At 69.0% G+C, this 20,198-nt stretch carries 19 protein-coding genes and 1 pseudogene; 14 read left to right on the plus strand and 6 right to left on the minus strand.

Features of this window, described 5'->3' with window-relative positions; all coding sequences use genetic code 11:
- Window positions 1–21: 21 nt before the first annotated feature.
- The 5 genes from nagZ (at window position 22) to ACFHYQ_RS10875 (ending at window position 4,300) form a co-directional block, all read left to right on the plus strand.
- Window positions 22–1,488: a beta-N-acetylhexosaminidase gene (nagZ, locus tag ACFHYQ_RS10855; RefSeq protein WP_394300986.1), complete on the plus strand. Its 1,467-nt coding sequence runs from the start codon at window positions 22–24 to the stop codon at window positions 1,486–1,488.
- A 72-nt stretch (window positions 1,489–1,560) separates the two neighbouring features.
- A complete protein-coding gene (locus ACFHYQ_RS10860; RefSeq protein WP_394300987.1) occupies window positions 1,561–2,217 on the plus strand; it encodes an HAD family hydrolase in 657 nt (218 codons plus the stop codon).
- Window positions 2,218–2,320: 103 nt separating this feature from the next.
- Complete coding sequence (locus tag ACFHYQ_RS10865; RefSeq protein ID WP_394300988.1) at window positions 2,321–2,845, plus strand: DUF6912 family protein; 525 nt, start codon at window positions 2,321–2,323, stop codon at window positions 2,843–2,845.
- A 51-nt stretch (window positions 2,846–2,896) separates the two neighbouring features.
- Window positions 2,897–3,529, plus strand: coding sequence for an HAD family hydrolase (locus ACFHYQ_RS10870; RefSeq protein WP_394300989.1), 633 nt, complete (start codon window positions 2,897–2,899; stop codon window positions 3,527–3,529).
- Window positions 3,530–3,595: 66 nt separating this feature from the next.
- Window positions 3,596–4,300, plus strand: coding sequence for an HAD family hydrolase (locus ACFHYQ_RS10875; RefSeq protein ID WP_394301106.1), 705 nt, complete (start codon window positions 3,596–3,598; stop codon window positions 4,298–4,300).
- Here the strand turns inward: ACFHYQ_RS10875 and ACFHYQ_RS10880 are convergent.
- Entirely contained in the window at window positions 4,293–5,816 is a 1,524-nt protein-coding gene (locus ACFHYQ_RS10880; RefSeq protein WP_394300990.1) for a penicillin-binding transpeptidase domain-containing protein, read from the minus strand. The genes ACFHYQ_RS10875 and ACFHYQ_RS10880 overlap by 8 nt on opposite strands.
- Window positions 5,817–5,974: 158 nt before the next feature.
- On the opposite strand from ACFHYQ_RS10880, the gene ACFHYQ_RS10885 reads away from it, so the two are divergent.
- From ACFHYQ_RS10885 to ACFHYQ_RS29415, 4 genes and pseudogenes are all read left to right on the plus strand, one after another.
- Complete coding sequence (locus tag ACFHYQ_RS10885; protein ID WP_394300991.1) at window positions 5,975–6,934, plus strand: LysR family transcriptional regulator; 960 nt, start codon at window positions 5,975–5,977, stop codon at window positions 6,932–6,934.
- On the plus strand, window positions 6,931–7,809 hold the full coding sequence (locus tag ACFHYQ_RS10890) for a serine hydrolase (RefSeq protein ID WP_394300992.1): 879 nt from the start codon (window positions 6,931–6,933) through the stop codon (window positions 7,807–7,809). The genes ACFHYQ_RS10885 and ACFHYQ_RS10890 overlap by 4 nt, the downstream gene beginning before the upstream one ends.
- A 61-nt stretch (window positions 7,810–7,870) precedes the next feature.
- The gene (locus tag ACFHYQ_RS10895; protein WP_394300993.1) at window positions 7,871–9,805 is read left to right on the plus strand and encodes an acetoacetate--CoA ligase; all 1,935 of its coding nucleotides are present in this window, start codon (window positions 7,871–7,873) and stop codon (window positions 9,803–9,805) included.
- A 91-nt stretch (window positions 9,806–9,896) separates the two neighbouring features.
- Window positions 9,897–10,328, plus strand: a pseudogene (locus ACFHYQ_RS29415) (pectate lyase-like domain-containing protein); the annotation flags it as partial.
- Between the two features lie 236 nt (window positions 10,329–10,564).
- Here the strand turns inward: ACFHYQ_RS29415 and ACFHYQ_RS10900 are convergent.
- The 5 genes from ACFHYQ_RS10900 to ACFHYQ_RS10920 all read right to left on the minus strand — a co-directional run bounded on the left by ACFHYQ_RS10900 (window position 10,565) and on the right by ACFHYQ_RS10920 (window position 14,630).
- Entirely contained in the window at window positions 10,565–11,191 is a 627-nt protein-coding gene (locus ACFHYQ_RS10900; protein WP_394300994.1) for a Uma2 family endonuclease, read from the minus strand.
- A gap of 82 nt (window positions 11,192–11,273) precedes the next feature.
- Entirely contained in the window at window positions 11,274–12,773 is a 1,500-nt protein-coding gene (locus ACFHYQ_RS10905; RefSeq protein ID WP_394300995.1) for an FAD-binding oxidoreductase, read from the minus strand.
- Window positions 12,774–12,995: 222 nt separating this feature from the next.
- Complete coding sequence (locus ACFHYQ_RS10910) at window positions 12,996–13,688, minus strand: DUF1648 domain-containing protein (protein WP_394300996.1); 693 nt, start codon at window positions 13,686–13,688, stop codon at window positions 12,996–12,998.
- Entirely contained in the window at window positions 13,678–13,962 is a 285-nt protein-coding gene (locus ACFHYQ_RS10915; protein ID WP_394300997.1) for a metalloregulator ArsR/SmtB family transcription factor, read from the minus strand. The genes ACFHYQ_RS10910 and ACFHYQ_RS10915 overlap by 11 nt, the downstream gene beginning before the upstream one ends.
- A gap of 248 nt (window positions 13,963–14,210) precedes the next feature.
- On the minus strand, window positions 14,211–14,630 hold the full coding sequence (locus tag ACFHYQ_RS10920) for a DoxX family protein (RefSeq protein WP_394300998.1): 420 nt from the start codon (window positions 14,628–14,630) through the stop codon (window positions 14,211–14,213).
- A 76-nt stretch (window positions 14,631–14,706) separates the two neighbouring features.
- Between ACFHYQ_RS10920 and ACFHYQ_RS10925 the strand changes: the two genes are divergently transcribed.
- The 5 genes from ACFHYQ_RS10925 (at window position 14,707) to ACFHYQ_RS10945 (ending at window position 20,182) form a co-directional block, all read left to right on the plus strand.
- The gene (locus ACFHYQ_RS10925; protein WP_394300999.1) at window positions 14,707–15,180 is read left to right on the plus strand and encodes a MarR family winged helix-turn-helix transcriptional regulator; all 474 of its coding nucleotides are present in this window, start codon (window positions 14,707–14,709) and stop codon (window positions 15,178–15,180) included.
- 471 nt (window positions 15,181–15,651) lie between these two features.
- On the plus strand, window positions 15,652–16,977 hold the full coding sequence (locus ACFHYQ_RS10930; RefSeq protein ID WP_394301000.1) for a bifunctional o-acetylhomoserine/o-acetylserine sulfhydrylase: 1,326 nt from the start codon (window positions 15,652–15,654) through the stop codon (window positions 16,975–16,977).
- Window positions 16,974–18,188, plus strand: a complete 1,215-nt coding sequence (metX, locus tag ACFHYQ_RS10935) for a homoserine O-acetyltransferase MetX (RefSeq protein WP_394301001.1) — start codon at window positions 16,974–16,976, stop codon at window positions 18,186–18,188. Before ACFHYQ_RS10930 ends, metX begins: the two co-directional genes overlap by 4 nt.
- A 57-nt stretch (window positions 18,189–18,245) precedes the next feature.
- Complete coding sequence (locus ACFHYQ_RS10940) at window positions 18,246–19,163, plus strand: 1-aminocyclopropane-1-carboxylate deaminase/D-cysteine desulfhydrase (RefSeq protein ID WP_394301107.1); 918 nt, start codon at window positions 18,246–18,248, stop codon at window positions 19,161–19,163.
- Window positions 19,164–19,354: 191 nt separating this feature from the next.
- Complete coding sequence (locus tag ACFHYQ_RS10945; RefSeq protein ID WP_394301002.1) at window positions 19,355–20,182, plus strand: tryptophan 2,3-dioxygenase; 828 nt, start codon at window positions 19,355–19,357, stop codon at window positions 20,180–20,182.
- Window positions 20,183–20,198 lie beyond the last annotated feature (16 nt).

A 20,198-nucleotide genomic window follows, 5' to 3' on the forward strand; every position in this document is an offset into this window, starting at 1 on the left:
GGCGCGGCTACGGTAAACAGCGTGTCACGATTTGCGGGAGCGACCAGGCCGGGCGAAATCGGACCGAAGGGAGCGGAGCGACCACTGACCGGTTCCTCCGGTGCGACGGCCTCCAGGGGCGGCGCGAGAGCCGGCGCCGTCATCCTGGGCGTGGCGGTGCTGCTCGCCACGGGCTGCTCGGCCGGGTTCGGCAGCACAGAAACCACGCCGAGGCCTCCGGGATCTCCGTCGGTCTCGGCGCGGTCGGTCCCCACCGAGTCGTCACCCGCCGTGGACGAGGCGGCCGACGCCGCTGCCGACAGTGCGGCCTCCGAGCGGAGCGAGTCGTCGAAGGAGGCGGCGTCGAAGAGCGCGCGGGAGGCTCTCGCCGCGATGAGCCTGGAGGACAAGGTCGGCCAGCTCTTCTTCGCCGTGGTGTACGGCTCACATGCCGGCTCGTCCAGCAAGGAGAACCGGGCGAGGTACGGCGTGGCGACGCCGGCCGAGGTGGTCGCGAAGTACCGGCCGGGCGGAGTGATCCTCTTCCCCTGGGCGGGCAACGTCTCCGACGCCCGGCAGGTCGCCGCGCTCACCACCGGGCTGCGCAGGGCCTCGCGGAAGACACCCCTGGTGATCGGGGTGGACCAGGAGAACGGCACCGTGTCCCGGCTCGGCTCAGTGATCACCAAGCTGCCCGGGGCTGGCGCCATCGGAGCCACCGGCGACCCCGTCAACGCTCGCGACGCGGCCCGGGTCACGGGGAAGGAGCTGCGGGCACTCGGCATCCTGCTCGACTTCGCCCCGGTCGCCGACGTCAACGTCGATCCCGGCAACCCGGTGATCGGCCCCCGGGCCTACGGCTCCGATCCCCGGAAGGTCGCGGTCATGGTGGGGGCGGCCGTGGACGGCTTCCACGCCGCCGGTGTCGCCTCGGTCGCCAAGCACTTCCCCGGTCACGGGGACACGGCGGTCGACAGCCACACGGGCCTTCCCGTGATCAAGCACTCGAAGGCTCAGTGGCGGAGGCTGGATGCCCCGCCGTTCCGCGAGGCGATCGAGCACGGCGTGGACGCGATCATGACGGCGCACGTGGTCATGCCGGAGCTCGACCCGTCCGGCGATCCCGCGACCCTGTCCCGGCCGATCCTGACCGGCCTGCTCCGCGGGGAGTTGGGTTTCGACGGAGTGATCACCACCGACGCGCTCGGCATGGCGGGGGTGCGTGAGAAGTACGGCGACGCCGAGGTGGCCGTCCGCGCCATCCTGGCCGGTGCCGACGTCCTGCTCATGCCGCCCGACCTGCCCAAGGCGTACCACGCGGTGCTCAGGGCGGTCGAGTCGGGGCGGATCAGCGAGAAACGGCTCGATGAGTCGGTGCTGCGCATCCTGCGGCTGAAACAGGCGCGCGGCGTGTTCGGGACGGCGCGCACCGATCCGCGGGCGGTGAGGTCCGCCGCGAATCTCAAGATCGCCAAGCGGCTGGCCGGGAAAGTGGCCGCGAAATCCTGATCATGGCGCCGCGTCATCCGCCCGATTGGTGTGATCCGCGCCTATATTGGATGAGCGTCAAAGGGGGGTACGGTGCTCAAAGGCGTCCTGATCGACTGGGCCGGTGTGCTCACGACGAGCATGGCGGAGTCCATAGCCGAGTGGATGGAGGCCGATCGGATCGACTCCCGGCATTACCGGGAGGTGATGCGCGAACTGGTACGGCAGGCGTATGAGGGCGGGCTCGGGCCGGGCATGGAGAACCCGATCCACGCGCTGGAGCGCGGGGAGATCCCGGCCGCCGAGTTCGAGCGGGACCTCGCGGCCCGTCTGCTGACTCTGGACGGCGTGCCGCCCGAGGTGGACGGGTTGCTCACCCGGATGTTCGCCGGGTTCCATCCGGTCGAGGAGATGCACGAGATGCTCAGGCAGGCCCGTGCCGCCGGGCTCAGCACCTGCCTGGTGTCCAACTCCTGGGCCAACGAGTATCCCCGCGATCGTTGGGACGGGCTCTTCGACGCCGTCGTCATCTCGGGCGAGGTTGGCATGCGCAAGCCGGAACCGCGCATTTTCCGGCACGCGCTCGGCCTGCTCGCCCTCGAGGCCGGGCAGTGCGTCTTCATCGACGACATCGAGGCGAACATCCAGGCCGCCTCGGGTCTCGGCCTCGTCGGCATCCACCACACGGAGCCACCGGTCACCATCGCCGAGATGGAACGGCTCTTCGGCATGCGGTTCGGGCCGGCATGACACGCGGCCGGGGTTCTTCGGACCCGCCTCCCCGGTGGTTCTAAGGTGGGAATCTGGTTCTCCGGGGGCCGTTGCCATCCGGATGTCGTGAGTCGAGGAACGCATGCGCGTGTATCTGCCGTGCACACTCTCCGCGCTGGCCGAACTGGTCGCCGCGGGAGAGTTGGGGCCCGCCCCGCTGACCGGTTACGCCGTAACGCCGGCGTTGGTGGAGTGGTATGTCTCGGGTGACACCGAGGAACTCGAGTACGTGGCGCTGACCGAGGCGGCCCGGGCCTCGCTGCGGATGTTGGCGGCCGAGCGGGCCGAGGACATCGAGGACATCAAGGACATCAAGGCTGCCGGCCGACGGGTCGTGATCGCGGCCGAGGTGCCGGATGACATGGTCAAGGTCGGCACGGATCTGGAGGACCGCGGGAGGGTGCGGCTGCTCGAACCGGTGCCGCTCACGAAGTTCGCCTCCGTCCACGTGGACGACCTCGACGCCGTACCGGATGTGGAGGCCGCGATGGCGGCGCTTCCCGCCGCGGACGCCGGCGACGACGACGCCCGGTTCGTGGTGGACGGGGCGGAGGACCACGAGCTCATGTGGTACGCCACGCAGGAAATCCCCTACCTCCTGACCTGACCCCTCGGCCTTCACGGAAATGTCAGCGATCGCTATTAGGCTCAAGGACATATGACACACATAGTTTGGGACTGGAACGGCACGCTCTTCCACGACATCGACGCTGTCGTCGAGGCGACGAACGAGATCTTCCAGCCGTACGGGCTGGGGCCGTACGACGTGGACGGCTTCCGGGAGGTCTACACCCGGCCGATCTGGGTGGCGTACGAGCGCATGCTCGGCCGGTCGCTCAGGGACGGCGAGTGGGAGGCGCTCGACCTCGGTTTCCACGAGCACTACCACCGCCTGATGGAGGCGTGCCAGCTCGCCGAAGGCGCCCTGTCGAGCCTGGGGGCCTGGAAGGACGCCGGACGTACGCAGTCCCTGCTGTCCATGTGGGCCCACGAACGCCTGGTGGGCAAGATCGGCGACCTCGGCATCGACGGGCATTTCACCCGGGTCGACGGGCTGCGCTCGGCGTCCGGCGGCACGAAGGCCGAGCACATGGTCGAGCACCTCAAGGCGCTCGACCTGGACCCGGAGAAGGTGGTCGTCATCGGCGACAGCGTGGACGACGCGCACGCGGCACAGCACGTCGGCGCCCGCGCGATCCTCTACACGGGTGGGATGACCAGGCGGTCGGACCTCAAGAGCGTCGGCGTCCCGGTCGTCGACTCACTGTCCGAAGCCCTCGGCCTGGTCTGACGGTCCGCCCACCGGGAGCCGTACGCTTGGGGGGCGAACCACCTCTTATCCCTCCCGGAGGCCGCGATCAACCGCCTCGTTCTCTGGAACGTCGATCTCACGCTGGTCGACGTCACGATCGTCAGCCGCGCGGCCTACGCGGACGCGTTCCGGATGGTCACCGGTCGGCCGCTGGTCAAGCTCGCTCCGGCGATGGGCCGCCCCGACTCCGAGATCGTCTTCGAGACCCTGGCCGTCAACGGCGTCGCCGTCGAGGACCATCACCTGCCGAGGTTCCTCGACGCGCTGACCGTGTCGTTCGCGGACAAGCACCGGCGGTTGGCGAAGGACGGGCGAATGATGCCGGGGGCCGGGGACGCGCTCAAGGCGGTGTCCCGGCTCGACGGCGTCGTCCAGTCGGTGCTGACGGGGACCATCAAGGGCAACGCGGTGCACAAGCTCGGGGCGTTCGGGCTGGACAAGTGGATCGACTTCGAAGTCGGCGGCTACGGCGAGGAGGTCTATCCCAAGGCCACGCTGCTTCAGGTGGCACAGGGCAGGGCCAAGGCCAAGTACGGCTCGGCCTTCACGGCCGGCAACACCGTGCTGATCGGGGATTCCACCCGTGACGTCCAGGCGGCGCGGATCGGCGGCGCCGGCATGATCGCGGTGGCGTCGGGCCGATCCACGGCCGCCGAGCTGCGGGAGGCGGGCGCCGACATCGTGCTGCCCGACCTGTCCAACGCCTCCGAGGTCGTCGCCGCCGTCGCCCGCCTCACCACCCTCAGTTGAGCGAGTTGAGGAAGCGGGCCGCGATCGGGGCGGCGATCGCGGCCCCGGTGCCGCCGCCCTCGACGATGACGGCGAAGGCCAGATCTCCTCGGTAGCCGATGAACCACGAGTGCGTGGGCGGTTCCTTGCCCGAGCCGTACTCCGCGGTGCCCGTCTTGCCGGCCGTGCCGGAGGGGAAGGAGACGCCGCTGGCCGTTCCCTCGCTGACGACGGCGGGCATCAGCCTGCGCAGCGCGGACACGACCGCGGGCTCCAGCCTGCGCGGCGGGGCGCCGTCGGGGACGAGAGCGGCGGCGACCAGCCTGGGCTGCCGCCACGTGCCGCTGGCGATCGCCCCGGCGACGGAGGCCATGTTCAGCGGGCTCGCGAGCACCCGGCCCTGTCCGATGGCCGCCGAGGCGAGGTCGGTGTCGTCGTGCGGCGCGGGGAATGCGGCGTCGACGGCGGGGATCCCGATTTTGATTCGGGCGCCGAAGCCGAAGTCGGCGGCCACCTTGGCCAGCCGCTCGGAGCCGAGCAGCTTAACCGCCATGGAGCCGAAGGTGGTGTTGCAGGAGTGGGCGAAGGCGTCGCGGAAGGGGAGCGCGCCGTAGTCGTGGAACCCCGCGTTGTGGAACGGGAAGCCGCCGATGTTCTGTTCCGCGGGGCAGCGTACGGTCTCGCCGGGCGTGACGCCGTCCGCGACGAGGGCCGAGGCGGTCACGATCTTGAAGGTGGAGCCGGGCGGGTACGTGCCCAGCAGCGCCCGGTTGTAGCCGCCGGGTTTGTTGACGACGGCCAGGATCTCGCCGGTAGAGGGCCGGACGGCGACTAGTGAGGCGGGCCTGGTCACCCTGTCCAAGGCGTCGGCGCCTGCCCGGTGGACCCGGGGATCGAGTGTGGTGGCCAGCGGTTCGCCGGGTTCGGAGCCACCGGTCGCCACGGTGTCCACCCGCTTGCCCGTGGCGGTGTCGATCACGTCCACCCTGGCGGAGGCGGTCCCGGTCAGGCGCGAGCCGTACTGCTCGGCCAGCTGCTCGACGATCTGCTGGACGGATCCCGGGGCCTGCGGGGTGTCGATCCGGCTGCCGTCGGCGGCGGTGACGGGCGCACGCTCGGCCGGCAGCGTGGTGAGCCGGACGCGGCGTCCTCGCGCGAGCTTCGGGTGAATGGCCGCGGGAGTCCAGGAGACCCGCCAGACGCGATCTCGCTCGACCAGCCGCAGCACCCCGTCAAAGGAGAAGTCCACCGGCCCGGACAGCTCGGCGCGGAACCGGACGTCTTCTCCCTCGGCCTTCTCCGTGCTCCCGATCATCCGGAATCGCTGGGCGGACAACTTCAGATCGTCGTGGAACCGGCGGTACCAGTCCTCGAAGGCGGTAGGCGGATCCGCGGTGAGCTCGCGCATCGCCGCGTAGTCCGACCGTGACCATGCCGCCAGGAACAGCCTGGCGGTCTCCTCCGGCGAGCCCTTCGTGCGCAGTGCCCACACCACGCCCCCCGCTGCGGTGATTGGGACGAGCACCGCGGCGATCACCAGCCACCACCGCCCCCGCGGTCTTTTCCCATATACGGCCCGCTCTCGCATTCGTCCCCCTTTGATCGCGTGCACGCCCAGGGGACCAGAGACACATGGTTCATGTCCAATATGGATATCTTTAACAATCAATATGTATTCAGATATGGTAGCTGTTCATGGACCTCGTCCGGCACCTCGGCTACTTCCTGGCAGTGGCCGAAGAGCTGCACTTCGGCAATGCGGCGGCCCGCCTCGGCATGGCCCAGCCACCGTTGAGCCAGCGGATCAAGCGTCTGGAGGACGAGTTCGGTGTGCGGCTCTTCGAGCGGTCGAGCAGGCAGGTCGCGCTGACGGACGCCGGGCGGCTGCTCCTGCCCGAGGCCCGCGACATCGTGGCCCGGGTCGAGCGCGTGCGCGACCTGCTGTCAGGCATGGCACGCGCCGACGCGGCGATCGTCCGGGCCGGGATCCCCGCCGACCTCGGTGCCTCCGTTCTCGCCGCGCTGATCGCGGGCTTTCGGGACCGCTGCCCCGAGGTACGGCTGTCGCTGACCGAGATGGGCAGCGCGGCGCAGGCCGCCGCGATCCTGGAGGACCGGCTCGACGTGGGAGTGCTGCGCCATCCCGTGCCAGGCGCGGGGCAGGGCGGCGGACTGCGGTTCGGCCCGATCCTGATGCGGCATCCCGGCGTCCTGCTGGCGGATGGAGACGAGCTGGCCCAGTGGGCGGCGGTCCACCTGGGCGATCTGGCGGGGCGCGACCTGGTGCTGTTCCCCGGCGAGTCCGAACCCGGCCTGCACGATGAGACGCTGACGGCGTGCCGCCGGCACGGGTTCGTTCCGGTGGAGGTCACCTATGCCCGCAACGGGGAGTTCGCCCTCGGCCTGGTCCTGTCCGGTACGGCTGTCGCGATCGGCCATCCCCTCGATGCTCCCGGCGTGGCCTGGCGTCCCCTCGTCGGAACGCCGCTCGCCTGGCGCTGCTCCACGGCCTGGCGTGGCGAGCCCGGGCCGTATGTCGAAGATTTCACGGCGGTCGCCGTACAGGTTCTGAAGGATGGCGCGGGCATGATCGATGAGGATGCCCCCCGTGCGCGGCGGGTGGCCCCGCGCCCGGCGACGGGATTCCTGGCATGAGGCCGATCGAGCAGGTGTTCCGTTCGGCCGGGGTCACTGGGTGGCTGCACGCTGTCGACATCGACAGCGGGCGCGAGGTAGGCGTCGGGGCCGACGAGCCGGTCGTCCTCGCCTCGGTCTTCAAGGTGCCGCTGCTGATCGAGCTCTATCGCCGGGCCGAGCGGGGGATGCTCGATCTGACCGAGGTGGTACGGGTGCCGGCGAGCAGCCGGACGTCGGGCGGCGGCACCGGTCTGGCGGCGATGCTCGACGACGCCGAGTTGTCCTTGCGCGATCTCGCGTACCTGATGATCGCGGTGAGCGACAACGCGGCGGCCGACGTGCTGCTCGCCCGGGTGGGCCGAGACTCGGTCAACGCGTTCCTGGCCGGCATCGGGTTGAAGGGCACGCGGGTCGCGCACGACTGCCGGGAGATGTACGCCAGCATGATGGCCGACGCCGGCGTCGACGACATGTCGGCACTCAGCGAGGCGTGCGCCGACCCCAACGTGGTCGCGCGGCTGCGCGTTCTCGTCCCCGCGCTCACCAGCCGCGGCACCCCGAGGGAACTGACCCGGCTACTCGGCATGATCTGGCGTGACGAGGCGGCCGCCCCCGCCTCGTGCGCCGCCGTCCGCCGGCTGATGGGCCTGCAGGTGTGGCCGCACCGGCTGGCGGCGGGCTTCCCGTTCGACGACGTGGCCGTGAGTGGCAAGACGGGCACCCTGCCGACGGTGCGTAACGAGATCGGGGTCGTCGAGTACCCGGATGGCGGTCGGTACGCCGTGGCCGTCTTCACCTGCTCGTTCGGCACGGCTCAGAACCAGCCGAAGGCGGACGCCGCGATCGGGGCGGCCGCCCGGATCGCGATCGATCACCTCAGGGCCCATATGTGACAGTCTTCTTATGTTTCGCGGCGATGGTGACATACGCCGATCGGGTCGCGAAGATGGGCTCATGGTTGAGGAAGGCACCCTGCTGTGGGAACCCACCCCGGATGTCGTACGTAACGCGCGAATCACCCAATTCATGGAGTGGCTCGGACGTTCCGGCGATTACCAGGACATGTGGCAGTGGTCGGTCGAGTCTCCGGCCGACTTCTGGACGTTGATCTGGGACTACTTCGAGGTGATCGGCGATCGTGGTGACGGGCCCGTCATCAGTGGAACGATGCCGGACGCCGAATGGTTCAGCGGGGCGACCGTCAATTACGCCGCCAACGCCCTGTGCGGTGACGACCCCGACCGCCTTGCCGTGATTTTTCGAGATGAAGCGGGCAACCGGCGGACGTACACGCTCGGTGAGCTCCGCGACGAGGTCGGCCGGGTCCGGTCCGGGCTCCTGCGGCTGGGCGTCGGGCGCGGTGACCGGGTCGCGGCGTATGTCCCCAACGTTCCCGAGGCACTCATCGCCTTCCTGGCCACCGCCTCGCTCGGTGCCATCTGGTCGTCCTGCTCCCCGGACTTCGGCGCGCCGAGCGTGACCGACCGTTTCACCCAGATCGAGCCGAAGGTGCTGATCGCGGTGGACGGCTACCGCTACGGCGGCAGGCCGTACGACCGGTCGGAGGTGGTGCGTGAGATCGCCGCCAAGCTGCCCACGCTCAAGGCCACCGTGTGGATCACGTCGGCGGATGCCGTACCGGGTGGCGGGAACGACCTGAGTTGGGAGGAGTTGCGGGCCGAGGCCGGTGCCGGTGCAGGATTGGAGTTCGAGCCCGTTCCGTTCGATCACCCGCTGTGGGTGCTGTACTCGTCGGGCACGACCGGCCTGCCCAAGCCCATCGTCCACGGCCACGGCGGGATCGTGCTCGAGCACCTCAAGTCGCTCTCCTTCCACCAGGACCTCGGTGAGGGCGACGTGTTCTTCTGGTACACCACCACCGGTTGGATGATGTGGAACTACCTCATCGGCGGCCTGCTGGCGGGCTGCGCGATCGTCCTCTACGACGGCAGCGCGGCCCATCCCGGGACAGACGCGCTGTGGCGGGTGACGGCAGAGGAGGGCGTCACCTACTTCGGTACCGGCGCGCCCTACCTGGTGGCCTCGATGAAGGCGGGCCTGAAGCCGTCCGGGCTGGAGCGGCTGCGCGGTATCGGGTCGACAGGCTCACCGCTGCCGCCCGAGGGCTTCGCCTGGGTCTATGCCGATGTGAAGCCCGACGTGCAGCTCGGCTCGTTCTCCGGCGGCACGGACGTGTGCACCGGGTTCGTGGGCGCGGTGCCGCTGCTGCCGATCCGGGCCGGCGTGATCCCGTGCCGCTGCCTCGGCGCCTCCGTCGAGTCCTTCGACCCGGCGGGTGATGCGGTGGTCGGCGAGGTGGGGGAGTTGGTGGTCACCCGGCCGATGCCCTCGATGCCGGTGATGTTCTGGAACGACCCGTCCGGCGACCGGTACCGGGAGTCGTACTTCGCGGACTATCCGGGCATCTGGCGGCACGGCGACTGGATCAAGATTCTCCCGGACGGCGGCTGCGTCATCTACGGCCGCTCCGACTCGACGCTCAACCGCGGCGGCGTCCGCATGGGCACCAGCGAGTTCTACCGGATCGTCGAGCGCTTCGAGGAGATCGCCGACAGCCTGGTGATCGACACGGGCCGCCTGGGCCAGGAGGGCCGGCTGCTGCTCTACGTCACGCTCGCCGACGGCGCGACGCTCTCCGACGATCTCATCTCGCGACTGCGTACGGCACTGCGCGGCGAACTGTCGCCGCGGCACGTGCCGGACGAGATCCACGCGGTCCCCGGCATCCCGCGCACGCTGTCCGGCAAGAAGCTGGAGATCCCGGTACGGAAGATCCTCCTCGGCACCCCCGTCGAGCAGGCAGCCAACCCCGACTCCATGGCCAACCCCGAGGTCCTCCGCCACTTCGTACCCGAACCCGCAGGCTGACCCGCAGCGTGCTGTTATAAGTACACTTCTTAGAAGCTCGGTTATGAGAAGTGTACTTATAACGACGACTGCCCGCTGATTCGGACTGGGTATGCCGAGCCTCGCGCCCGACACCGGTGACGCGGCCCTGCGCGTCGAGGACGTCGCCGGCGTCCGCGTCGCCGGAGTGCTCGTCGACGCCGGGCCGCGCGAGTCCGCCGAGCTCGTCGAGGTGGGCAAGCGGAACAACAGCCACAAGAACCACTCCGCCACCCCGATCTCGCTGCACGACGTCTTCTTCCGGATCGGCGGGCCGTGGGAGGGCAGGGCCAGGACGAGCCTCGTGGTCAACTCCGACGACACGATCCTCGACAACATCTGGGCCTGGCGCGCCGACCACGGCAAGGGTGTCGGCTGGAGTACGAACACCGCCGACACCGGCGTGGTGGTCAACGGCGGCGACGTCACGGCGTACGGCCTGTTCGTCGAGCACTACCAGAAGTACCAGACGATCTGGAACGGGCAGAACGGGCGCACGATCTTCTACCAGAGCGAGCTGCCGTACGACCCGCCCAGCCAGGACGCGTGGAACAGCCCGACCGGCAAGGGCTGGGCGCTTCCACAACATGATCACTGTCTTCCTCGACGGCAGCGGCGGCATCAAACGCACGATCAACGACGTGGGCACCCCGGTCGTCGGCTCGTACGGCACGAGCACCGTCATCAGCTATCCGTGAGCAGTTGGCCGGCCGCCTCAGTCCACGGCGGCCAGCCACGCGTTCAGATCTCCAGATCGGACCAGTCCACGGTGATGGGGATGGGATTGTGCACGCTCGGGAGATCGCCGGGCTGGTCTTTCATGAACGTCTCGATGTGCTTGTACAGCATCGAGGCACGATCGAGCCGATAGCGCTCGATGACCGCCACACCCGTGCGGTCGAGCCGGACGATCCAGTAGTGCTCGATCCCCGCCTTCGCGTACTCACCGAACTTGTCGGTCGTGTCCTGGGTCTCCGAACCCGAGGACACGATTTCGATGATGAGAAGCGCATGTTCGGCTCGGAGCCGTTCGCCGCGTTCTCGATCGAGGCACCGGTAGAGCACGATGTCCGGCCGCCGGTTGAGGAGCGGCACATCGCGCAGACGCAGATCGACGTCTGTATTCACGGTCAGGCACCCGTGGCCCGATGCCATCGCTGACTTGGCCCCCAGTTCGATCAGGTTGGCCAATCGCCGGGCGGCCGTCTGGTGCTCCGGGCTCGGAGCCGCACAGTAGACGACATAACCGTCCACGATCTCGATGGCGCGGCAGATGTCCTCTGGTAGCGCGTCATATTCCTCAGCGGTGATGCGCTCCGGCTGCGGCTGAATGCGGAGAAGCCAGCTGTCATCGGGCAGAGCCGTCATTTGGTGTCCTCCACGTTCCTCGCTTGGACATCGCACCGAGTCTACGGGCTTGCCCATCTCGATCCCCTTCTTCGGCCGCGGGTCAGATGCCCTGGGGGAGGCGGAACAGGCGGCCGGGGTCGTAGACGGCCTTGACCCGGGCCAGCCGGGCGGCGTTCGCGCCGTAGTACTGCCGCCGCCAGTCCGCCAACTCGGGGTCGATGTAGTTGACGTAGGCGTGGTCGCCGAAGTGCGGCCGCATCGCCGCGTGCGCCGCCCGCGCCCAGGCGGCGGCCCCCGTCCTGTGGGCGTAGTACTGCACCGCGAACAGCGCCTGGCGGTGGGGGAAGGCGGTCGCGTCCGGCCGCACGCGGCCGATCGCGCCGCCGAGCGCGTCGAGCAGCACCGAGTGCCGACCAGCCGAGGCCACCTGCCTGATCAGCGCCTTGATCCCGGCCGGCGACAGCGGTGCGTACGCGATGTGCGACTTGGCGGTGAACGAGTCGCGGACGAGCCGCCCCTTCGAGGTCTCCCCGGGAAGCGAGCCGGGCCGGTGGCACTGCGCGACCGACAGGCCGGAGCACCCGGCCATGACCATCATCGCGTGATCGTACGGCGACTGCGCCACATAGCGGCTCGACGGGCCGACGCCCACGCGGTCCACCAGCGTCCGCAGCAGCCGTTCGCACCCGGACTTTCCTCCGACGTAGAGGCCGCCGACCATGACATCGGGCGACGGGTCATGGTCGAGGTGGAGGTTCGACCACAGTTCGTCCGGCGCGTACGGCGCCCACGCCTGCCAGGCCCGCAGCACGGCCGTCGCCTTGGACCAGGGCCAGTGCAGGAAGAACAGCGTGACGTCCCGGGTGGCGTGGGTGCGGAAGGTGAACGACGTCGCCACGCCGAAGTTGCCGCCGCCGCCTCCACGTGAGGCCCAGAAGAGGTCGGAGTTCGAGGTGGCCGAGCAGGTCAGCGTCCGCCCGTCGGCCGTCACGATCCGCACGGATTCCAGCACGTCGCAGGTCAGGCCGTACTTCCTGGAAACGACGCCGAGGCCGCCGCCGAGCGTGAGCCCGGCGACGCCGACGGTCGGGCAGGAGCCGGCCGGGATGCTCACCCCGTGCGCGGCGAGCTTGGCGTAGACGTCGACGAGCCGGGCGCCCGCGCCGATCGTGGCGTGGCCGCCCGAGTAGGAGACCTTGCTCATCGGTGACACGTCGATGACCAGCCCGTTCCGCGAGGTCGACCAGCCCGCGTAGCTGTGCCCGCCCGATCTGGAGGCCACCGGCACCCCGAACCGCCGGGCGAACGCCACGCACTCGGCCACGTCGGCCGCCGTCGAGCAGTAGGCGATGCCCGCCGGCCGAACCGAGTCGTACGCGCTGTTGAACAGGCGGCGGGCCGGGTCGTAGGAGGCGTCCCCGGGCCGGATCAGGCGCCCGTCGAGGCCGCGTCCCAGCGCCGCCCACTCGGCGGCAGTCGCACCGGCCGAACCGTTCGACACGGCGTGGCGGCCGGCCGTCGCGTTGCCGCATGCGGCCGTACCGTACGCGAGAACGGTCCCGGCCATCGCCGAGACGCGCAGGAAATTCCGCCTGTCCATGCTGGGCCACTCTCCGAGGTGTCGATCTACCTCGTTGAGACGCCCGATGATCCGGCCAGGTTGGTCACATCTCCATCACCCCCGTGGGGTCTCACCCCCCCCGTGGTGATCTTGCGAATACTCGCAAACCATGCGCCCGACCAGCTGATTCACTCACCGTGATCTTGCAGTTTCTCGCACGCATGCCGCCTGACCAGGCATTTTCCTTTTCGTGATCTTGTACTAGTTCTGTCGGGGATCGAGAGACCACCAGGAATGGAAGGTCACGGTGAGGCCGGTGGCGACGGTGCCGACAACCAGGATCGCGGTGAGCGCCGGAACCGGCAGCACGAAGCCGAACGCCAGCATGATCAGCCCCAGCCCGGCGAACATCCGTCCGGCCATTCGCTGGGCGCGTGGCGTGATCTGTAGGTCCTGTGCCGCCTGTCGACCGCCCGTGCCGGTGGCCGAGCCGCCCCGGATCTTCGGGAGGTAGTTGCCGAGCAGCAGGTAGAGAATGCCCACCCCCGCGAAGGCGACGCGAACGACGGGGATCTCGCCGCCGGTGGCATTGATGATGATCGCGCTGTGGCCACCTGTGAACAGGAGGAGCAGGCCCATCCAGACGGCCGTCATGAAGCGCGCCCCGGCCGCCATTTCCTGCCGGGGGATGAGAAACGGCAGGGCGGCGAACAGGGCGCTGACGGCGAGCATGACCAGTGGGAGCTCGACGAGAGCGCCGGCTTTGCCGCTGAAGCCGTCAGCCGTGCCGGAGCCATTCCAGTGCGTGGGGATCCGGGCGTCTTCCGGGATATGGATCCATCCCCAGATCGATACGCCTGCCGAAGCCAGTAAGGCGACGGCCGTACCGATGAGCCCGCGACGAAGGTAACGGCGCTTGCTGTCGGTGGATTCGGTGGATTCGTCAGTCGTCATCGACGCCCCTCTCGCTCCCGATCCTGAACATTTCGAGGAGTGCGCCCAGCGCCTCCTCCAGCAGGGACAGATGCAGGTGGTACACGATCGATGTCCCGTGCCGCTCGCCGTAGATCAGGCCCGCTTCCCGTAGCAGGCGAAGGTGGCCGGACAGGGTCGGCTTGGCGATGTCGAAGTGCTCGGCGAGCTCGCCGGCCGACCGTTCGCGCTGACGTAGCAGCGCGATGATCTGGCGGCGGGTCGGGTGGGCGAGTGCTTCGTAGACCCTGTTCATCGTGTTCGGCGGTGGTTTCCGGGCTCTTCCGCTGATTCTTTCCTAGTTAGCTAACTATCAAATTAATATTCACAAGATCTTCTGTCCAGCCGTAGCCGTCCGGTCACGTTAACGGCGTGCCGATCCGAAGTCGATGCGGCTGTGGGTGATGAGCCGGGCCCGGCACCGATCATGGCGTGGCCTCGGGTGAAAGAGGCCGTGCTCATCGGTGACAGGTCGATGACGAGCCCGTTCTGTACGTGTTCGCCTCAGACGCGCGAACTGACTCGCCGCTGCCAGAGAGTGTCGAGGGCGAGCGTGCCGCCACCGCTGAAGCCGATCGCCAATGCCGCCACGGCGAGGGCGAGGACGTACTCGTAGCCGCCCTCGCCCACCGAGAAGCCGTTGGCTCCGTGAACGAAGACGATCGCACCGAGCATGTTGAGCGCGAGCAGGGTTCCGACGACCGGCAGGACGGCGCCCAGGATGAGGGCGAGGCCGCCGGCCACCTCCAGCACGGCGATCGCCGGTGCTGCCAGCCCGGGTAGCGGAACCCCGATCTGCTCGAAGAACGCCGTGGTACCGGACAGTCCCATGGTCGTGAACTTCTGCCAGCCGTGCATGAGGAAGATGACCCCGATGCCGACCCGGCCGATCAGTAAGGCGATGGGGCGAATCTGAGCGAGCATGTGCTGACTCCTTTCGTTCGAATTTGAACGGATCTTAGTTGATGGTTCAAATTTGAACAAGACCTATAATTGGCGGGTGAAGGAACCCCGTTGGCTCAGTGAGCGTGAGTTCGACGCCTGGCTGGCCTACCTCACGACATCGCACCTGTTGGAACGCCGGATCGAGGAACAGCTGAAGGCCGACTCAGGTCTGACTCACTCGCAGTACGAGATCTTGGCCCGGCTTTCGGCCGCCCCCGGCAAGAGATTGCGCATGACCGAACTGGCCCGTCTGGTGGTCGTCTCGAAGAGCAGGCTCAGCTACCAAATCGGCCGACTGGAGAAGATCGGACTGGTCGATCGGGTGAGCTGCGCCTCGGACGAGCGGGGCGTCGTGGCAACGCTCACCGGTGAAGGAGCGCGTTGCCTGGAGCGGACCGCGCCCGGCCATCTGGCCGTCGTCCGGGCCTTCCTCATCGACCACTGCAGTCCGGACGAGTTGACGACCATGACGCGGATCATGCGGAAGGCGGCGGCGGCGATGGAGGCGGCCGGGTCTCCACCTTCATGATCTTGAGGGTATTGATGGTGGAAGGCGCCTACGGCGCGGCACGGCCTCTCCCAGCGCCGATGCCAAGGCCTGGGCGCGAGAGAACCGAACGAGCCCCTGGAACTTACGGCTTCCCGAAAGGCGAGATTTTGGTCACAAGGGCTGGCTTTTGGGGCGTGCACATGGTTGCCTTAATCGTGTGATCATGTTGGTGATCCGTCGTCACGTCGACTACCTGCGCGTTGCCAGCGCCATGTGTTCCGTCGCCATGCGCTGAGGTCGTGACGCGCCGTCCACCGGCGCCCTGAAGCTTTCCTTCGCAGTCGCCCGGGTCTCGTCCGGGGCGGCGTTGCCATGCCTGCCCGATGTCGTGCACGGCGACGATCATCCATCCCATCGCCCGCCGAACCCTGAAGGCTGTCCGTGCCGTACGAGGCACATGACTACCAGCCGTAAACCAGTTTCAGGCTGTCCGATAACCTACGGAGAACCATGAGCGAGCAGCACATCGAATCCGCCTCCGCCTCCGCGAACTGGTCTTTCGAGACCCAGCAGGTGCATGCCGGAGCCGTACCCGACCCGACCACCGGCGCCCGTGCGGTGCCGATCTACCAGACGACCTCGTTCGTCTTCCGCGACACTCAGCACGCGGCGAACGTGTTCGCCCTGGCCGAGCCGGGCAACATCTACACTCGGCTGGGCAACCCCACCCAGGACGTCTTCGAGCAGCGCGTGACCGCGCTCGAGGGCGGCGTCGCCGCCGTGGCGCTGGCCTCGGGGCAGGCCGCGGAGACCATGGCGATCCTGAACCTGGCCGGTTCCGGCGACCACGTGGTCTCCAGCTCCACGATCTACGGTGGCACCTACAACCTGCTCCGCCACACGATGCGCAAGCTCGGCATCGAGGTGACCTTCGTCGACCCCGACGACCTGGATGCCTGGCGGGACGCCATCCGCCCGAACACCAAGGCGCTGTTCGCCGAGTCCGTCGGCAACCCCAAGGGCAACGTGCTGGACGTGCGGGCCGTCGCGGACATCGCCCACGCCGCGGGTCTCCCCCTCATCGTGGACAACACGCTGCCCACGCCGTACCTCATGCGTCCGCTCGAGCACGGCGCCGACATCGTCGTCCACTCGGCGACGAAGTTCATCGGCGGCCACGGCACGACCATCGCCGGTGTCGTGGTGGACGGCGGCACCTTCGACTTCGGCGCCCATCCCGAGCGCTTCCCGGACTTCACCGAGCCCGACCCCACCTACAACGGGCTGCGCTACTGGCCGGCTCTCGGCCCGGGCGCGTACGCCATCAAGCTCCGCGTCCAGCTGCTGCGCGACCTCGGCATGGCGCTGTCCCCGCACTCCGCCTTCCTCCTGCTGCAGGGGATCGAGACGCTGTCCCTGCGGATGGAACGGCACTCGGCCAACGCCCAGGCCTTGGCCGAATGGCTGGAGCAGCGTGACGAGGTCGCGGCGGTGCACCACCCCGGCCTGCCCTCCAGCCGTTGGTACGACGCCCGTCAGCGCTACCTGCCGCGCGGCGCGGGGGCCGTCTTCGCCTTCGAACTGCGTGACGGCATCGAGGCGGGCAAGCGGTTCGTCGAAGGCGTGGAGCTGTTCAGCCACCTGGCCAACATGGGCGACGTGCGCAGCCTGATCATCCACCCGGCGTCGACCACTCACAGCCAGCTGAACGAGGAGGAGCTCGCCGCCGCCGGGGTCGCACCCGGGCTGGTACGGCTGTCGGTGGGCATCGAGAACATCGACGACCTCAAGGCCGACCTGGAGGCCGGTTTCCGAGCGGCCAAGGCGGCGTCTTGACCGTACGGCAGGGCACGGCGCGGGAGGGGACGGCGCGGGAGGGCGTCGCGAACCTCCCGCCGCCACCGGCGACCGGGGCGTGGCAGGAGGGGGACCCTCCTGGTGATCGCCGATGGGTGACGCTGGACAGCCCGCTGCCGCTTGAGGCGGGGGGCGAGCTGCCCGGCGTCCGCATCGCGTACGAGACGTGGGGGCGGCTCGCGCCGGACGGCTCCAACGCGGTCCTGGTGCTGCACGCCCTGACCGGCGACAGCCACGTCGTGGGCCCGGCCGGTCCGGGCCACCCGACCGCCGGCTGGTGGGAGGGGCTCATCGGGCCGGGCCGCGCGCTCGACACCGACCGCTGGTTCGTCGTCGCGCCCAACGTGCTCGGCGGCTGCCAGGGCAGCACGGGCCCCTCCTCCCGCCGTCCGGATGGACAGCGGTGGGGCGGGGCCTTCCCGTTCCTGACCCAGCGTGACCAGGTGGCGGCCGAGGCCCACCTCGCCGACGCGCTGGGGATTGAGAGCTGGGCGCTCGTGATCGGCGGGTCGATGGGCGGCATGCGGGCGCTGGAATGGGCGGCGACCCATCCGGCGCGGGTGCGGTCGCTGCTGCTGCTGGCCTCCACGGCCGCGGCGAGCGCCGAACAGATTGCCTGGGCGGGCATCCAGCTGCATGCCATCCGTTCCGATCCGGGTTGGCGCGGCGGCGACTACCACGACGCCGGTCCGGGACAGGGCCCCCATGCTGGGCTCGGCATCGCGCGCCGGCTGGCCCACGTGACGTACCGCTGCGAGCCGGAGCTGCAGGCCCGGTTCGGCCGGTTGCCGCAGGGGGACGAGGACCCGTGGCGGGGCGGCCGCCACCAGGTGGAGTCGTACCTCGACCATCACGCCGACAAGCTGGTACGCCGGTTCGACGCGGGCAGCTATGTCACGCTGGCCGAGGCGATGAACGCCCACGACGTCGGCCGGGGGCGCGGCGGTACGGCTGCCGCGCTGCGGCGGGTCACCGCCCGGACGATCGTGGCCGGCATCGACTCCGACCGGCTCTACCCGCTCGTCCAGCAGGCGGAGCTCGCCGACGGCATCCCCGGGGCCGACCGGCTACGGGTGATCGAGTCGCCGCACGGCCACGACGGCTTCCTGATCGAGGTCGACCAGGTCGCCTCCCTCGTCAGGGAACTCACCGCCGGCCAGCCGGCCTCCCTCATCGCCGACCGCCGCTGACAGGCCCCGCCTGGAATCGGATGGTTCCGGCGGGGTGAAATCTAGACTGGTGCGGTGATGGGGGGAGACGTCGGCGGCCTGGGTGAGCGGGTGGAGCTCGGGCGGGCTCGGGCCGTACCGCTCACGGAACTCCACGACGACCGCCTCGCCGCGGCCGGGGTACGGCTGCTGCTCAAGCGAGACGATCTGCTCCATCCGCTCCTGCCAGGCAACAAGTACCGGAAGCTGCGCCACAACCTGACCCGCGCCGCCGAGCTCGGCCACGAAACGCTGTTGACGTACGGCGGGGCCTACTCCAACCACATCCGGGCCGTAGCGGCGGCGGGCGCCGAGTTCGGGTTCCGTACGATCGGCGTCATCCGAGGCGAGGAGCATCTGCCGCTCAACGACACGTTGGCGTTCGCGAGGGAATGCGGGATGCGGCTGGTGTACGTCGACCGGACGAGCTACCGGGCCAAGGACGACCCGGAGGCCGTCGAGGCGCTGCGACGGCGGTTCGGCGACTTCTACCGGCTGCCCGAGGGCGGCAGCAACGAACTGGCGGTGCTCGGCTGCGCCGAACTGCCGGCCGAGATCGACGTGCCGTTCGACGTCATCTGCTGTCCGGTCGGCACCGGCGGCACGCTGGCCGGTATCGCCGCCGGGCTGGCCCCCGGTCAGCGTGCGCTCGGATTCTCCGTACTGAAGGGCGGCCGGTTCCTCGCAGAGACCGTCGCCCACCTCCAGCAGGTCGCGTACGGCGGCATGTCGGCGAACTGGTCGATCAGTTACGACTTCCACGCGGGCGGCTATGCCAAGCGGAACGCCGATCTCGACGCCTTCATCGCCGACTTCGCCGACCGCCACGGCATGGTGCTCGAGTGGGTCTACGTCGCCAAGATGATGTGGGGGATCTTCACCCTGGCCGAGTGCGGCGAGTTTCCCTCCGGGACGACCATCGTTGCCGTGATCACCGCCCCGATCACCGGGGCGTGACAGTCAGGCGTCTGGGCGACGGCGTCGAGACCACTCGGCGTGATCACCAAGGTCCGGTCTCGGTCGTGGCAGGCCTTGCGATTTGGCGTGCATCGAGTTGGCGTCTGTGGTGTTATGGGGTGATATCGGGGACGGTGGCCGAGCTTCTGATCAATGGGGATCGGAGGGCCCTGCCGCCGGAGGGGTGACGCATGCCTGTAACGCCGAGTCGGCGAGCCGGCACGGGGGGCGAACGGAGCGAACCCCCTCCGCGTAGCTTCGGAGAGGAAGGCGGACGCCTGTCCTACGGCGGCTACCTCCGGCTGCCCGGTCTGCTCGCCCAGCAGGAACCAAGGTCCGAGGCCGGCGACGAACTGCTGTTCATCACCGTCCATCAGGTCTACGAGCTATGGTTCAAGCTGCTGCTGCACGAGTTGGAGCGGATCAGAGACGCGATGATCGAGGGCTCGCTGCGGCGGGCCAGGCATCTTTTCCGCCGGGTTCACTCGGTGGAGCGGGTCATGGTCGAGCAGGTGCAGGTCATGGAGACCATGACACCGCAGGACTTCCTCGAGTTCCGCTCGGTGCTCGCTCCGGCGAGCGGGTTCCAGTCGGTCCAGTTCCGTGAACTGGAGTTCCTCTCGGGGGCGAAGGACCCGGTGTATCTGACCCGTCTGCGGGACGTCGGCGACGCGGAAACCACTCGGCTCAAACGGCGTCTCGCGGAACCCTCGTTGTGGGATGCTTACCTCACCGCTCTCTCCCAGCGCGGCCTGCCGGTCTCCGACGACGAGATCATGGATTCCCTGCTGGCGGTGGCAAGGGACCGCGGATCGCACGATGATCTGTGGGAGCTCGCCGAGGATCTCCTCACCCACGACGAGACCACCGCTCTCTGGCGGATGCGGCACGTCCAGATGGTCGAACGCCAGATCGGCACCAAATCCGGCACTGGCGGCTCGTCCGGCGCGCCGTATCTGAGAGGACGGACGCGCATGCATTTCTTCCCCCTTCTCTGGGAACTACGGGCGTGGCTTTGATTTCTCAAGGCTCACA

This window comes from Sphaerimonospora cavernae (genome assembly GCF_042435035.1).
Lineage (GTDB): Bacteria > Actinomycetota > Actinomycetes > Streptosporangiales > Streptosporangiaceae > Sphaerimonospora > Sphaerimonospora cavernae.